Below are 15,746 nucleotides of genomic sequence, written 5' to 3'. Positions count from 1 at the left end.
CTGCTGGCGGCCATCATCGGGGTGCTGGTCGCTGTTGTGCTGGCGCGCCGAGACGGGTCGCCGTGGGGCCGTGCCTTCCGGCTGTATGCCGTTCTGGGCGCCGTCATCGTCGTCACCCGGCTGGTGCTGCACGTTCTAGTCGGGCTGAAGTTCGGGACGATCACGATCCTGCCGCTCCCCTCCTTCCACCTGCCGTCCTGGGCGGCGGGGATCGAGTTGTTGGGGACGGTGCGTCTCGAAGGGGCGCTGGGGGCGGCCTTGGAGGGGGCGCGCCTCGGGACGATGATCCTGGCGATCGGGGCAGCCAATGCCCTGGCCTCGCCCAAGCGCCTGCTCAAGGTCTTCCCGGCTGCGCTGCACGAGATCGGTGCCGCGCTCGTGGTTGCCGTGACGGTTGCCCCGCACCTAGCCGAGAGTGTCGTGCGCGTGCGTCGAGCGCGCCTGTTGCGCGGCGACGATGCCAAGCGGCTCAAGGCCTTTCGCGCCCTGGCGATGCCGGTGCTCCAGGACACCCTCGACCGGTCGCTGGCGCTGGCGGCCGCTATGGACGGCCGTGGCTACGGCCGGCGGAAGGCATCGCCGCGGGGCCGGGTGACGCCAGCCCTGACCCTGCTGGGCCTGCTGGGCGCGTGCGTCGGAATCTATGGCGTACTCGACACCACCACACCGCGCCTCCTCGGCCTGCCGGTGCTCGTCGCCGGCCTGGTCGCGTGCGTGGGCGGCCTCTGGTCCGCAGGGCGGTCGGTGCCACGGACCATCTATCGACGTGAGCCCTGGTCCGGGCCGGAATGGCTCACTGTCGCATCGGGATTCGTCGCCCTCGCCGCGACTTTTATTGTGCTGCAACAGGACCCGGCATCGCTGGGGATGCCATTGCTGCCGCTGCGCGCGCCGGAGGTGCCAGTGGTTGCGCTGCTCGGCGTCGCGGTGGCTGCCGCACCGGCGGTCCTGACGCCGGTCCCCCCGCTGGCGTCGACGCGACCAGTCGCCCGAGAGGCTGCCTCATGATCTCTTTGCGGCAGTTGACGATTCGCTATGCAGACGCCGTGGCGCCGACCCTTCGCGATGTCACCCTGGAGATCGACGAGGGCGAGCTGGTCGTCGTGATCGGCCGGACCGGCTCGGGCAAGTCGACGCTGCTGGGCGCCCTCAATGGCCACGTCCCACACTTCACCGGCGGCACGGTGCACGGCTCGGTGGTCGTCGCCGGGCGCGACACCGCGACGCACCGGCCGCGCGATCTTGCGGACATCGTCGGCGTCGTGGGGCAGGACCCGCTCGCCGGGTTCGTCACCGACACGGTCGAGGAGGAACTGGCATACGGGATGGAGCAGTTGGCGCTCCCGCCGGCAACGATGCGCAAGCGCGTCGAGGAGACGCTCGACCTCCTCGGGATCGCCGACCTGCGGGCAGCGCCGCTGCGCGATCTCTCCGGCGGTCAGCAGCAACGGGTGGCGATCGGGTCGGTGCTGACCACCCATCCTCGGTTGCTGGTGCTCGACGAGCCGACGTCCGCGCTCGACCCGACGGGCGCCGAGGAGGTGCTGGCGACGATCACCCGGCTCGTGCACGACCTCGGGGTCACGGTCGTGATCGCTGAGCACCGCCTCGAGCGTGTCCTGCAGTATGCCGATCACGTGCTTGACGTGGTCGACGGCCAGGTGCGCTCGGGCTCCCCCGCCGAGATCATGCGGACGTCGCGCATCGCGCCGCCCGTCGTGGCGTTGGGCCGCTGGGCTGGCTGGTCGCCGCTGCCGGTGAGCATCCGCGACGCCCGCCGCGCCGCCGCCCCGCTGCGGACCGCCCTGTCCCTAACCTCTGCTAGCAGGGTTTACGGACACGGGCCGGCCGCCCCAGGTCTCACGGCGCACCGGGTCCGTGTCGACTATGGGCGCGTGCGAGCCGTGGCCGACGTCAGCGTGGCCTTCGCCGCCGGCCGGATCACCGCGCTGATGGGCCGCAATGGGTCCGGCAAGTCCTCCTTGCTGTGGGCCCTGCAAGGCAGTGGTCCGCGCACCGGCGGCACCGTCCGCCTACCCGACGGGAGCGACCCTCGGGACCTCAAACCCGCCGACCGGCGCCGACGCGTTGGGCTGGTCCCCCAGAATGCCACCGACCTGCTCTATCTGGAATCCGTTGCCGCGGAGTGCCATTGCGCCGACGCCGACTACGGGCACGCCACCGGCCACACGGCGGCCCTGCTCGAGACCTTCGCCCCCGGCATCCCGCCCGAGCGCCACCCGCGCGACCTCTCGGCCGGCCAGCAACTCGCCCTCGTGCTCGCTGTCCAACTCAGCGCCGCGCCGGATGCCCTCCTGCTCGACGAGCCGACCCGCGGCCTCGACTACCCCGCCAAGGCTGCGCTGACCACCACCCTGCGTGCCCTGGCGGCCCAGGGACACCCGGTCGTCGTCTCCACCCACGACGTCGAGTTCGTTGCCGATTGTGCCGACGAGGTTGTCGTCCTCGCAGAGGGCGAACTGATCGCGCAGGGCCCGAGCGCCGAGGTGGTCGCCGCTTCACCCGCGTTCGCCCCGCAACTGGCCAAGGTCCTCGCCCCGCACCCGATCCTCACTCTCGCCCAGCTGCAGCAGGCTCTGCCCCAGGGGGACTCGCGATGACGGCGACACGGGCCATCCGGCTGCGCCCGCGGTCGGCCCTCGCCATCGCCCTGGTCAGCGTCGCCGGCATCCTCGCCTTCGGCTGGCCGCTGTTCGTCGATCCGGGCTCCGGGCTCGCCCACGGCAGCGACGCCCCCTTCGTCTTCGCGCTGCTTCTCCCCCTCCTGCTCGCCGTCGTCCTTGCCGAGATCGCCGACGGCGGCCTCGACGTCAAGGCGGTGGCGATGCTCGGGGTGCTCTCGGCCGTCGGCGCCATCCTGCGACCCCTCGGCGCCGGGAGCGCCGGCGTCGAACTCGTCTTCTTCCTCCTAGTGCTCGCGGCCCGCGTCTTCGGCCCGGGTTTCGGCTTCGTCCTCGGGTCGACGACGCTCTTCGCCTCGGCGTTGCTCACCGGTGGGGTCGGCCCCTGGCTGCCTTACCAAATGCTCGGGGCGGCCTGGGTGGGACTGGGTGCGGGCCTCTTGCCCCGCGCGCGCGGACGCGCCGAGATCGCGGTGCTTGCGGCATACGGAGCAGTCGCGGGGTTGCTCTACGGCTGGCTGCTCAACTTCTCGTTCTGGCCGTTCGCGGTCGGCACCGGCACCGGCCTCTCCTTCATCGCCGGTGACCCAATCGGGGCAAACCTGCACCGCTTCGCTCTCTTCTCGCTGGCCACCAGCCTGGGGTGGGACCTGGGCCGGGCGATCACCAATGCCGCACTCATCGCGGTCACCGGCCCGGCCGTGCTCGGCGCCCTGCGCCGGGCCGCACGACGGGCCGCCTTCGACCCGCCGATCGCCTTCCCGGACGCGCCGGCGACCCGAGCGGTGATAGAAAGCCAGCCATGAACCGGATGGACGTCGACCGCCAGGAAGCCTGGTTGAGCCAGTCCGAGCTGGAGACCGTCCGCGGAAGGATGCCGATCCTGTATGTCGAGGCGATCCCCGTGCGCGTCGACGGGGGCGGCGTGGTCACCAGTGTCGGCCTGTTGCTGCGCGCCTCGGCCGACGGCGCCATCCAACGCGAACTCGTCTCGGGCCGGGTGCTCTATCACGAGCGCGTGCGCGATGCGCTACTCCGGCATCTGGAGAAGGATCTCGGGCCGGTCGCCCTGCCGCAAATCCCGCCGAGCCCGCTGCCCTTCACGATTGCGGAGTATTTCCCGACGCCCGGTGTCACGGCCTTCCACGACCCCCGTCAGCACGCCGTCGCGCTCGCCTTCATCGTCCCGGTCGCCGGCGATTGCGCGCCGCAGCAGGACGCGCTCGACTTGGCCTGGCTCTCCCCGGAGGAAGCCTGCGACCCGGTGATCCTCGCCGAGCTCGACGGCGGCCACGGGGTGCTGCTGCGACAAGCGCTGGCCCACCTCGGCCACTCGATCTAACGCAGCTGCGCCACGTCGTAGTCCACGGTCACCGGCGCGTGATCGCTGATCCGCACACCGTCCACCTCGCGGTCCACCCAGGCGCGCCGGGCCGTGCGCGCGAGGCGGGGCGTCGCGAAGTGGTAGTCGATCCGCCACCCGGTGTCCGCGGCATACGACCCACCGAGCCACGACCACCACGTATACGGGCCGCTCACGCCCGGATGCAGGCGGCGGACGACGTCGTGCAGCCCGCGGGCGGTCACAAGGCCATCCAGCCACGCACGTTCTTCGGGCAGAAAGCCCACCGCGCCTTTCGACCGCCGCCAGGCGGCCACATCGAGTTCGGTATGCCCGACGTTGAAGTCGCCCATGACGAGGAACTCCCGGCCGCGCGAGGCCGCTGCGCGCCGAGACCGCTCCAGGTGCCGGGTCAGCCCGCGCGCAAAGCGCAACTTCCGGACGTATGCCGCGGCCCCGTCCGGTGCTTCGCGCATCCGCCCGGGGATCTGCAGATGCGCCGGGAGGCCGCCCTTGGGGACATAAACCGACGCGATGGTGAGGGGCGCATCTGCGAGGTCGGCCTCGACATACCGGCCCTCGTCGGCGAAGGCGCGCAGCTCGCGAGCCACCGGGAAGCTCCAGTCATCGGTGGGTGACCAGGTGCGCACCGCGACCGGCGGGACCCGCGTCAGGATGGCGACCCCATTGCGTCCGGCAAGCTGCCCCGGGTCGTATGCCGCGTGGTAACCACCCCACGCATCCTCCGGAAGCGCTGTCACCGGACAACGGACCTCCTGCAGCGCGACCAGATCGGGTTCGGTCCGGGTCAACCAGGTGCCGAAGCCGCGGCGTTGGGCTGCCCGGATGCCGTTGACATTGACCGTGGCGACCCGAAGCACAGCCGAGAGGGTAGCTCGAGCCTCGGGGACGGCTCAGTCCTTCAAACCAGGAATGCCGTCGATCGGGTCATCCTTGTGGGAGCTCGCCTTCCCGCTATAGATATTGCAGTAGGCGACGATCTGCGTTGCGGCGATCAACTGATTGGACGCATCGCTTTTCCGGTCGTGCTTGGTGAGGATGTTGTCGATGGCCGATTTCTGATCATCGGATAGGTCGGACATTAATCCTGTCGTCGAGCTCATGGCCGCATATTCCGAGCAGGTCGGCACCTTTGCCAATCCGACAGCGGAGCAGCCCGAGACGCCGACTAAAGCGACCAGGCCCGCGACAGTGGTGACAGCTTGGATACGTTCCATGGTTCGCCCTAGTCCGTGAGCTTCTCGCCGACCCAGACGAGCACAAGACCACTAGCCGTGAGTGCGCCGAGGATCGGAAGGTCGTGGATGTAGAAGCCGATGGCCATCTTGATCACAACCCCGAGGGCCATGATTCCCCCGATCACCGCGATCACTAAACCCAGCGCTCTTCTTCCTGGAGAACTCGCTTCCATCTGGTTCTGCGACATGACACCAACCCTTCGACGTGCGAAATTGCCGATACAATGACGGTATTCCCGGCGATTGGGTGGTTAAAGTCCTCAAATCAATGGACAAATCGACTGGGTTTAGCTGTTGAACTGGTCCTTGGTGCGGGTCATGTCCCGGTGGTCGAGCTCGGTCGCCGCCTCGGGAGTTGGGGCCGTTCCGCCAAGCCGGGCCGGCAGATAGCGCAGGTCGTCGCCGGTCAGCGTCGGGTAGGCCTGTTGCTGCCGGTGCAACTGTGTGGTCATCGCGATGCGCAGTTGCTCCGAAGCCGCCTCGACGTCGCCGCCCTTGGGGATCCAGATCGGCTCGCCGACCTCTATGAAGACCGGAATTCCTGAACGACCACGGTGCTTGGGCGCGTCCTTGGTCCAGACCCGCTGGGCTCCCCACAGCGTGGTCGGCAGTAACGGGACGCCAGCATCGCGGGCCATTCGCGCAGCTCCGGACTTGAACGGTTTGAGCTCGAAGGAGCGCGACATCGTCGCCTCGGGGAAGACTCCGACGATCTCGCCCGCCTTCAACGCCGTGAGCGCGTCGCGATAGGACGACGCCCCGCTGGCCCGGTCGACGGGGATGTGCTTCATCCCGCGCATCAGCCGACCCGCGACGGGATGCTCGAAGATCGACTTCTTGGCCATGAAGCGGACGTAGCGCTTGTTCTTGCGGGCGGCCAGACCGGCATAGGTGAAGTCGAAGTAGCTCAGGTGGTTGATTGCCATCACCGCCCCGCCCTCGCGCGGGATGTTGTCCTCGCCGATGATCGTGAAGCGCAGGCCTTGAGCGCGAAAGACGCTGCGGGCGATGCCGATGACCGGGGCGTAGACGGGCTCCATGGGCCAAGGCTATTGGTCCGCCGCCTAGCGCGTCTGCCCAGGCCGGCTGGGTTGTCGGTGGGTCGTCCTAGGGTGTCGCTCATGGGCGTGCACCTGCATCGCGCCCGGCGAACCGATCTGCTCGCGGATGGTCTTGCCGGGGTCCTCGCGGTGCCCCTGGCCGACCCCTTCGCGCAGGAGGTCGTCGTGGTCCCCGCCAAGGGGGTCGAGCGCTGGTTGACGCAACGATTGGCACACCGGCTCGGCGCCCGCCCCGGGGGCGACGACGGCGTCTGCGCGGGCGTGGACTTCCGCACCCCGAACTCCCTGGTGACCCTCCTGCTCGGCACGGACCGTGATGATCCCTGGCTGCCCGCTCAGTTGGTCTGGCCGGTGCTTGCCGCGATCGATGCCCAGCTGGATCAGCCGTGGGCGCGGGCGCTGGCAACCCACCTCGGCCACGGGGATGAGTCGCCGATGGGGCGGATCCGCGCGCAACGGCGCTACTCGGTCGCGCGCCGCCTCGCCGGCCTCTTCCATTCGTATGCCGGGCAGCGGCCCGCGCTGCTGGCCGCGTGGGAGTCGGGTGATGATGCCGCACCCGACGCCTCGTGGCCGGACGGTGCGGGCGGGGCACTGGATCCCGACTTGCGGTGGCAACCGCACCTGTGGCGAGCCGTCGTCGCCGGGATCGACGCACCGACGCCGGGCAAACGGCATACGGACACGGTTGCGCGGCTGCGTTCGGGGGAGGACATGCCGGACCTCCCCGTTCGGCTCTCGCTCTTCGGCCACACCCGGCTCGCACGGACCGAGATCGAGTTGCTCGACGCCCTCGGGACTCACCGCGACGTGCACGTATGGCTGCCCCATCCCTCCCCCCGGCTATGGCTGGAACTCGCGCCGGCGTTGACGGAACCAGTGATCCCCCGCGCCGACGACGGCACGGGCGCACTGGTCGGGCATCCGTTGCTCGCCTCACTGGGGCGCGACCTGCGCGAGTTGCAGCGGGGGCTGGGCGCGATCGGCCACGATGCGATCGCCCAGCATGCGATCAGCCAGGAGGCGATCGGTCAGGACGCAATCCGTCAGGACGCGAGCGAGGCGGCCGCCACGCTCGCGGCGCCGGGGCCGGGCGACCAGCTCGATCCGACGTCCCCGACGTGGCTGCAGCGATTGCAGGACGACCTCGCCGCCGACCGGTCGCCGGGCGCTGTCGCCGCAACGCTGGCCTCAACGGTGCGCCGCGGTGCGGAATCGGTCGACGGCTCGATCCAGATCCACGCCTGCCATGGTCCGGCGCGCCAGGTCGAGGTATTGCGCGAAGTCCTGCTCGGGCTGCTCGCCGACGACCCGACTCTGGAGCCGCGCGACATCCTGGTGATGTGCCCGGACATCGAGACCTTCGCCCCGTTGATCCACGCGGCCTTCGGCCTGGACGATCTGCATTTCGACCGGGCCGTCCACCCCGCACACCAGTTGCGGGTGCAACTGGCCGACCGGGCGCTGACGGCGACGAACCCGCTGATGGCGGTGGCGGCGCGCCTGGTGGACCTGGCCGCGGGTCGCATCACCGCGCGTGACCTGCTGGACCTCGCGGCCGACCCGCCGGTCCGGCGCCGCTTCGCCTTCGATGAGTCCGATCTGGAGCAACTGGGGCGTTGGGTCGAGCAGGCGGGGGTTCGGTGGGGTCTCGATCTGCGTCACCGCGGCCGATACGGCCTGCCCGACGTCGGCGTCAACACCTGGAGCGCGGGTCTGGACCGGCTACTGCTCGGCGTGACCCGCGGCGGTGGCGCCGATCACGCGGCCGCCGGCCGCCTCCCCCTGGAGGACGTCGACAGCGCGGCGATCGACCTCGCGGGACGCTTGGCCGAGTTCGTCGACCGGATCGAGCTGATCCGCACCTCCTTCATCGGATCGCACTCGGCGCGGGCCTGGGCGAACGCCCTGCGCGAGGGCGTCGACGCTGTGACCGATGTGCCCCTGAGCGACATCTGGCAGCGCGCGGAGCTGGATCGCGAACTGCGCCAAGTCACGGCGTCGTCGACGGGCGAGCTGCACCTGCAACTCGGCGACGTCCGCGCGCTCCTGCACGACCGACTTGGCGGTCGGCCGAATCGGGCGAACTTTCGCACCGGCGGCTTGACGGTCTGCACCATGGTGCCGATGCGCTCGGTGCCCCACCGGGTGATCGCCCTGCTCGGCCTCGACGACGGGTCGTTCCCCCGGGGCAGCGCGGTGGACGGCGACGACGTCCTGGCCCGGCGTCCGTTGACGGGTGAGCGCGACACCCGCAGCGAAGACCGCCAACTTCTGCTCGACGCGATCTGTGCTGCCACCGACACCCTGGTCGTCACCTACACCGGGGCCGACCCGCAGACGGGCGCGTCCCGGCCGCCGGCCGTGCCCTTGGGCGAACTCATCGATGCCGCTCGGGCGACCATCGGCCTGCCCATCACCGACGACAACGACCCCGTCCGCCCCGCCGGCACAGCGCCAGTCCGACACCACCCGTTGCAGGCTTTCGATGCTCAGAATCTTCAGGCCGGCGATTCGCCCCCGGCGCCAGACCTGCCGTTCAGCTTCGATCCGACGGCCCTGGATGCCGCGCGAGCCGCCCGGACACCGCACCCTGCGCCCGGTCCCGGAATCATCCTGACCGGGCCGCTGCCGGCCGCGGAGGTCCGCGACCTCGACCTCGCCGAACTGATCGCCTTCTTCGACAACCCGGCGCGCGCCTTCCTGCGCGGGCGCCTGGGCGTCGGGCTGCCCCTCGAGGACGAACCGCCGAGCGACGCCATCCCGATCGAACTCGACAACCTCGAACACTGGGCCGTCGGTGACCGAGCGCTGGCCGAGCTGCTCGCCGGCCGCTCACCGAGCCAGATCGTCGACGCAGAACGTCTGCGAGGCACGCTTCCGCCGCGCGAGCTCGGCACCGCTGTTCTCAACGACGTCGGCCCGATCGGCGAGGCGATCGCGGGCGCAACGGCCGCCGTGCGGCGGGAGATCGGAGCGCTTTCGGGTGACCCGGTCCGCGCGGTCGATGTCGCCCTCGACCTTCCGGACGGGCGTCGCTTGACCGGAACCGTCGGACAAGTGCTGGGACGCACACATCTCGTGACGACCTACTCCACGCAGAGGGCCAAGCAGCGCCTGCATCTATGGATCGCGCTGCTCGCCTTGACCGCCGGCGCCGAGCCAGGCCCGTGGCAGGCGGTCGGGGTGGGCCGTCGCGGCAGCGGCGCCGGGCTTGTCCGAGTCGGCACGATCGCGCCCGACGACGCCCGGGCAGCGCTACTCGACCTCATCGCCGTCCACGACATGGGCCGGCGCGAGCCGCTGCCCCTCTTCCCAGCGACGAGCTATGAGTACGCCACCAAACTCGGCACCAACCCGCGATCCGGGGTGCGCGCGGACGAACTCGCGGGACGCGCCTGGGAGGGTGGGCGCTTCGCCGACGACGCCGGCGAGCGGGCCGAGAAGTGGATCGCTCGCGTGCACGGACGGCACGTGCCGTATGCCGCGGTGACGGCGGCGCCGCCATCGGCTGAGACCTGGCCGGGCATGCCGAGGAGATATGCCGATGTCGTGCCTCATCGCCTCGGCCAGCTGGCGCTGCGGGTCTGGCTCCCAGCGATAGAGGCAGGGGTCACATCGTGAGCACGCCCATCCCCCATCCGGCTGTCGAGGCCGCGGTCAGCGTGCCCGACCAGACGCCACGACAGATCCACCCCGAACCCGGGGTTGAGGCCGCGACCTTCGACATCTCCGGACCGCTGCCGCGCGGCACGACCATGCTCGAAGCGAGCGCAGGCACCGGCAAGACCTGGACGATCGCCGCCCTGGTGACCCGTTATGTCGCCGAGGGCGTCCCGCTCGATGCGCAGCTCGTCGTCACCTTCGGCCGAGCGGCGAGCCAGGAGTTGCGCGAGCGCGTCCGCGACAGGCTGACCAGCACCGAGCGTTTCCTGAGCGACCCGGTCGCCCGTCGCGAGCCGAAGGGTCGCCTGCAGAAGGCGCTCGTCGCGGACGCCAGTGATGACGAACTGGACCTGCGCCATCGTCGGGTGCGCGATGCGCTGGGCGCCTTCGACAATGCCACCATCGCCACGATCCATCAGTTCTGCCAGTTGGTGCTGCGCAGCCTCGGCGTCGCTGGTGACGCCGACCCCGAAGCGACGCTCGTGGAGGACCTGGACGATCTGCGCCGCGAAGTCGTCGACGACGTCTACCTGCGCACCTTTGCCGACCACCTGACCCCGCCTTTCGACTACGCGACCGCGAAGGAGATCGCGGCGGAAGTGGTCACCGATTCAGCGGCCATGATCACACCGACCCACCCCGCCGACGGTTCCGTCGCCGCAGCCCGGGTGGCCTTTGCCCGGCACGTTCGGTCGGAGCTCGCCCATCGCAAGCGGCAACTGGGCGTGCTGGGCTACGACGACCTGCTGGCCGATCTCGCCAGAGCTCTCGAACCGGAGCAATCCCCCGCCCGGATCCGCATGCGCGAGCGTTGGCGGGTCGTCCTGGTCGACGAATTCCAGGACACCGACCCGGTCCAGTGGCAGGTCTTCGAGCGCGCCTTCCACGGGCACTCGACGATGATCCTGATCGGCGACCCCAAGCAGGCGATCTATGCCTTCCGAGGCGGGGACGTCGAGACCTACTTGCACGCCCGGGCGAAGGCCGACCACCACGCCACCCTGGCCGAGAACAGGCGCTCGGACGGGCCGCTGGTCGAGACCATCACGGCCACCTTGCAGGGCACGGCACTGGGCCACCCCGACATCGTCGTGCGCCGGGTCGACGCCGCCCGAGCAGGTTCTCGCCTCACCGGTGTGCCCGTCCCCGCGCCCTGGCGATTACGCGTTGCGGCCCGCGAGAGCTTCGCCGGCAGGGCCGGCGAACTGCCGCGCGTGGCGCGCACCCGTCCGGCGATCGCCGTCGATGTCGCCGCCGACATCAAGCGGCTCCTGCTCTCGGGGGCGCAGTTCGACGGTCGTCCGCTAGCTCCCAATGACGTCAGCGTCCTGTGCTCGACCGGCAATCAGCTGATGCTGGTTCGTGACGCCCTGCACGCACACCAGGTTCCGGCTGTTCTCGGGGCGGACGAGAGCGTCTTCCACTCGCCGGCGGCTCTGGAGTGGCTGGCGCTTCTGGAAGCGATGGAGACCCCGAACCGATCGACTCGCGTCCGCGCCGCTGCCTTGACCAGCTTCTTCGGGCACTCCCCTGTGGACCTCGACGCCCAGGGCGAGCGCCTGACGGAGACCCTTGCGGAGCGCCTGCGCCGCTGGGCGGAGTTGTTCGCGCTGCGCGGAATACCGGCTGTCTTGGAGGCCGCGAATGCTGGCGGGCTGCCGGGCCGGGTCCTGGCTTCGGTGGGCGGCGAGCGCGAGCTGACCGATCTACGGCACATCGCCGAGTCGCTACACGAGGAGGCTCGGCGCCGCCAACTCGGTCTGATCGCGTTGGTGGCGTGGCTGCGCGAGCAGATCGCCGACTCCCGCCTGCGTGGGTCGACTCCGCGGAGCCGGCGGTTGGCCAGCGATGCTGCCGCGGTCCAACTCTCGACGATCCACGGCAGCAAAGGCCTGCAATTCCCGATCGTCTATGCGCCCTTCCTCGCCGACCGCCACGTCCCGGATGCCCCGAAGTACCCGCGCTATCACCGCGACGGCATCCGCTGCCTCGATGTCAGCGGCGCACCCCACCCACAGGTCATCGAGCAGGCCCGCATCGAGGACGACGGCGAGAGCCTGCGCCTGCTCTATGTCGCCATCACCCGCGCCCAGAGTCAGTTGGTGACGTGGTGGGCGCCAACGACGACGACGCGTGGTGCACCACTGCACCGGGTGCTCTTCGGCCGCGATCCTCGATCGGTCGGGTCCCCCGAGGCTGAGGCGCCCATCCCGCGCACCCACAATGACGCCGGCATCCGGCTCAAACAGGTCTGGTTTCCGGCGGGCGGGCCGGCACCGGAGCAGATGGAGCCGATTGAGGTCCCGGACGGGCCGTTGGTCACCATGGCCGAGCGACCACTCGCCGTTCGCTCCTTCACCCGCGGCATCGACACCCAGTGGCGCCGCACCTCCTACAGCGCCCTGACCCGAGCGGCCGACGAGGCCGGACTCACGGCCAGCGGCTTCGAACCCGAGAGCCCGGTCAAGGACGACGAAGCGCCCGCAGCCGAGATCCTCCCGGGCCTCGAAACCGCGCCATCGGAACCCCGGCTGGACCTTGCGGGGGCCATCCCCTCCCCCATGGCGGATCTTCCGGTCGGCGCAACCTTCGGGTCCCTCGTCCACGAGGTGCTCGAGCATGCCGACCCGGCCGCGCCCGACCTGCGGACCGAACTCCTGGCACGCATCGAGGAGTCGCTGATCCGCTGGCCGGTCGCGCTTGCCACAGGTGACCTCGCCACTGCGCTCGTCGCCGTGTGCACGACACCGCTCGGGCCGCTCCTCGGCGGGACGACATTGGTCGACATCGGTCGACGGGATCGGTTGTGCGAGTTGGGCTTCGAGTTCCCACTTGCCGGCGGGGACCGGTCCATCAGTGAGCCGGCGACCGGGGCCACGCCGGCGGATGGCTCGTCCCTGATGCTGCGCGACCTCGCGCCGGTGCTGCGAGCACACCTTCCGCACGACGATCCCGTGCGGTCGTATGCCGATGCCCTAGATCGCCCCGATCTCGGCGGTCAGGCGCTGCGTGGCTACCTGACGGGCTCGATCGACGTGGCCCTGCGCGTCGACGGCCGCTATGTCGTCGTCGACTACAAGACCAACTGGCTCGGGGCACCCGACGCCGCGCTGACCGCGGGCGACTACGGCCCGGATGCCCTGGTTGCGGCCATGCAGCACTCCTCCTACCCCCTCCAGGCATTGCTGTATGCCGTTGTCCTGCATCGCTTCCTGCGCTGGCGCCTGCCGGGATACGACCCCGAGACGCACCTCGGTGGCGTGGTCTATCTCTATCTGCGCGGCATGTGTGGCCCGGAGACCCCGATCATCGACGGCAACCCGACCGGCGTCTTCTCCTGGCGACCGCCCGCTGCGCTGGTCATCGCGTTGTCGGACCTGCTCGATCGGCGGGCGGCATGAGGCGAGCAGGCAGGGACGCCTTGGTGGGGCACGTGCCGGTCCACGCGAGCGACGGTGTGGCGCGGTCAGTGGCACCCGTCGCCGCGCAGAGGGGCGCCGTCCGCGCGTCGTGCCATGGTCACATCGTCGCGATCATCGCCGGCCGCGACCCTGATCGCCCCGGGGATACGACCGACCTCGGCATACCCGAAGCGGGCATAGAAGTCCCCCAGCCCACTCCCACTGCGATACCCCAGTTGCAGCAACTCCGCGCCGTCCGCCCGGGCCTCACGATGCGCACCCGCCATCAGCAAGGCACCGAAGTTCCTCCCCTGGTGTGCAGGATCGACCATCAGTCGATACAGCCAACGCCCATGCGCGAGAAGGGGGTTCGCGACGGTCACCCACCAAGCCCAACCGACGAGATCGCCGGCCGCAGTGCGCAGGCCCACGCCGAATGCCCGGCCGGACGCCATCTGGGCCTCGTGGTCGGCGAGCGAGGCGGCCACCCGGCTCCGCGGCGCACCGGGGAGGAAGCCCACGGAACCGCCCGCCTCGGTGACCCGGCACCACAGATCGAGCACCTGTTCCCGCGCGCCGTCGTCCAGCCGGTCGACCCGGGCCACGGTCGGGGCGGCATACCGAGTGGAGGCACCGCTGCCGAGCGGGTCGTCAGGCCGCGAATCAGCACCGATAGCGTCGAGCCCGGCGCGCTCGGCCGTGCGTATCGACGCGATGTTGCTGTCCTTCACCAACGCTTCGATCCTGCACGGCAACCACTCTGTGGCAGCGATGACCGCGGCTCGGGCGGCCTCGATGGCCAGGCCCTTACCGTGGGCAGCGGTCGCGAGTCGGTAGTAGAGATTGAGCCGGCCGGGCCCGTCCGGACGGACACCCGCAACCCCGATCCGCGCACCGGTGGCTCGATCGGAGACGATCCAGTAGCCGAAGCCGTCGCTCCCCCACGCCGACAGTTGTGCCTCGAAGCCCGCGCGCGCCTCGTCACGTGTCGGCCGCGCGTAGGGCGCGTGGCGGTAGAGAGCCGGATCCGTATGCAGCGCCAGCCAGACGGGCTCGTCACCGCTTTCCGGGCGACGCAACCGCAGCCGGCGGGTATGCAGATCGGTCAGTGCCGCCGTGGCCTCCGGGGTCGCCCTGGACGCCGAGAGGGCAGCTGCTCCGCCGCTGTCAGCAACCGACGCCGATCCGAGCGGGCTGCCCTGCACGGGAGGTCGGTAGGCGTCATACTCCTCCGGGCCGGCCATTCCGGCACCGTAGCCGTCCCCGCCTCCCGTGGCGAACTCGTCGCCACCCGACAGAGCTCAGGTGAGCACGTCGATGGCTGACCTCGACCGCACTCCCGGCACCTACGACCGCCAGACCGCCCGCCGGGCCGAGGGCATCCTCGCCGAGGCCAATGCCGCGCAGGTGCTCGGCGTGGCCGACGTGCACGTGGCCGCCCGGCTGGCCCGGCTGCTCGACATCCGCGATCCTGCCATCACGCTGGCGGCGGCCCTCGCTGTCCGGGCCGTGCGCACCGGGTCGGTGGCGTGTGACCTGACGACCGTCCATGCGCTGGACCCAGAATTCGCCTGGCCCCCGACAACCGAGGACGCAGCCGCCTGGCTTGCCGCGGTCGAGGCAAGTCCGCTTGTCGCCCAACGGATTCTGCGCAGCGAGTTCGGCCTGCTCTATCTCGACCGCTACTGGGAGCAAGAGGTCGCGGTGGCCGAGAGCCTGCGACAGCGCGCTGCGTTGCCCCCACCGCAGGTGGATGATGCGACCCTCGCCGCCGCCCTCGATCGCCTCTTCCCCGATCCGCGTGACGCCGACCAGCGTCGCGCGGGCGAACTCGCCGTGCGTTCTCGGACGACGATCATCACCGGGGGTCCCGGCACCGGCAAGACCACGACGGTCGCCAGGGTGCTGGCGCTGCTGGCCGAGCAGCATACGGCCGCAGGCGCCAGCGGTGATTTGCGCGTCGCGCTCGTCGCGCCCACTGCCAAGGCGGCCAACCGCCTCGGTGGCGCCTTCGTCACCGCGCGCGAGGCCCTGCCAGCAGCCGACCGCGCACGGGTCGCGGATGCCGGAGCCACGACCCTGCACCGGCTGCTCGGTTGGAATCCGACCGCGCGCAGCCGGTTCCGGCACAACCGCGACAACCGGCTCCCTCATGACGTGGTCGTCCTGGACGAAGCGTCGATGGTCTCGCTGACCCTGATGGCCCGGCTGCTGGAGGCGCTGCGTCCGAGCACGAGGTTGCTCGTGGTCGGCGACCCCGACCAACTCGCCTCGGTCGAGGCGGGCGCGGTGCTCGCCGACCTCGTGGCGGGCCTGGGTGCCGACGGCGCCCAGGAGCACTCGGACGCCGGTCCCGCGCCCGTCGACGAAGCGTC

General features: G+C 70.6%; 12 protein-coding genes. 7 read left to right on the top strand and 5 right to left on the bottom strand.

Annotated features, from left to right (window positions below):
• The 4 genes from PKH97_RS05905 to PKH97_RS05890 all read left to right on the top strand — a co-directional run.
• Nucleotides 1-1,008, top strand: a 1,008-nt coding sequence (locus PKH97_RS05905; protein WP_324386483.1) for an energy-coupling factor transporter transmembrane protein EcfT, incomplete at its 5' end; no start/stop codon positions are given.
• On the top strand, nt 1,005-2,621 hold the full coding sequence (locus PKH97_RS05900; protein ID WP_324386482.1) for an ATP-binding cassette domain-containing protein: 1,617 nt from the start codon (nt 1,005-1,007) through the stop codon (nt 2,619-2,621). The genes PKH97_RS05905 and PKH97_RS05900, both read left to right, overlap by 4 nt.
• The gene (locus PKH97_RS05895; protein WP_324386481.1) at nt 2,618-3,448 is read left to right on the top strand and encodes an ECF transporter S component; all 831 of its coding nucleotides are present in this window, start codon (nt 2,618-2,620) and stop codon (nt 3,446-3,448) included. Before PKH97_RS05900 ends, PKH97_RS05895 begins: the two co-directional genes overlap by 4 nt.
• Nucleotides 3,445-3,984 carry an NUDIX hydrolase family protein gene (locus PKH97_RS05890; protein ID WP_324386480.1) on the top strand — a complete coding sequence of 180 codons (540 nt, stop codon included), beginning with the start codon at nt 3,445-3,447 and terminating at the stop codon, nt 3,982-3,984. The genes PKH97_RS05895 and PKH97_RS05890 overlap by 4 nt, the downstream gene beginning before the upstream one ends.
• Here PKH97_RS05890 and PKH97_RS05885 read toward each other — a convergent pair.
• The 4 genes from PKH97_RS05885 to PKH97_RS05870 form a co-directional block, all read right to left on the bottom strand.
• The gene (locus PKH97_RS05885) at nt 3,981-4,865 is read right to left on the bottom strand and encodes an exodeoxyribonuclease III (RefSeq protein ID WP_324386479.1); all 885 of its coding nucleotides are present in this window, start codon (nt 4,863-4,865) and stop codon (nt 3,981-3,983) included. The two genes, PKH97_RS05890 and PKH97_RS05885, sit on opposite strands and share 4 nt — an antisense overlap.
• A 33-nt stretch (nt 4,866-4,898) precedes the next feature.
• Nucleotides 4,899-5,222, bottom strand: coding sequence for a hypothetical protein (locus PKH97_RS05880; protein ID WP_324386478.1), 324 nt, complete (start codon nt 5,220-5,222; stop codon nt 4,899-4,901).
• Nucleotides 5,223-5,230: 8 nt separating this feature from the next.
• The gene (locus PKH97_RS05875; RefSeq protein WP_324386477.1) at nt 5,231-5,431 is read right to left on the bottom strand and encodes a hypothetical protein; all 201 of its coding nucleotides are present in this window, start codon (nt 5,429-5,431) and stop codon (nt 5,231-5,233) included.
• A gap of 99 nt (nt 5,432-5,530) precedes the next feature.
• Complete coding sequence (locus tag PKH97_RS05870) at nt 5,531-6,283, bottom strand: lysophospholipid acyltransferase family protein (RefSeq protein ID WP_324386476.1); 753 nt, start codon at nt 6,281-6,283, stop codon at nt 5,531-5,533.
• Between the two features lie 81 nt (nt 6,284-6,364).
• Between PKH97_RS05870 and recC the strand changes: the two genes are divergently transcribed.
• On the top strand, nt 6,365-9,928 hold the full coding sequence (gene recC / locus PKH97_RS05865) for an exodeoxyribonuclease V subunit gamma (RefSeq protein ID WP_324386475.1): 3,564 nt from the start codon (nt 6,365-6,367) through the stop codon (nt 9,926-9,928).
• Nucleotides 9,925-13,371, top strand: coding sequence for a UvrD-helicase domain-containing protein (locus PKH97_RS05860; protein WP_324386474.1), 3,447 nt, complete (start codon nt 9,925-9,927; stop codon nt 13,369-13,371). The genes recC and PKH97_RS05860 overlap by 4 nt, the downstream gene beginning before the upstream one ends.
• Nucleotides 13,372-13,436: 65 nt before the next feature.
• On the opposite strand, the gene PKH97_RS05855 is transcribed toward PKH97_RS05860, so the two are convergent.
• A complete protein-coding gene (locus PKH97_RS05855; RefSeq protein WP_324386473.1) occupies nt 13,437-14,615 on the bottom strand; it encodes a GNAT family N-acetyltransferase in 1,179 nt (392 codons plus the stop codon).
• Nucleotides 14,616-14,688: 73 nt separating this feature from the next.
• On the opposite strand from PKH97_RS05855, the gene PKH97_RS05850 reads away from it, so the two are divergent.
• Nucleotides 14,689-15,746, top strand: a 1,058-nt coding sequence (locus PKH97_RS05850; RefSeq protein WP_324386472.1) for an AAA family ATPase, incomplete at its 3' end; no start/stop codon positions are given.

It is taken from the genome of Nostocoides sp., from assembly GCF_035343835.1.
GTDB classification, from domain to species: domain Bacteria; phylum Actinomycetota; class Actinomycetes; order Actinomycetales; family Dermatophilaceae; genus Nostocoides_A; species Nostocoides_A vanveenii.
This window is presented reverse-complemented; position numbering and strand designations above follow the sequence as displayed.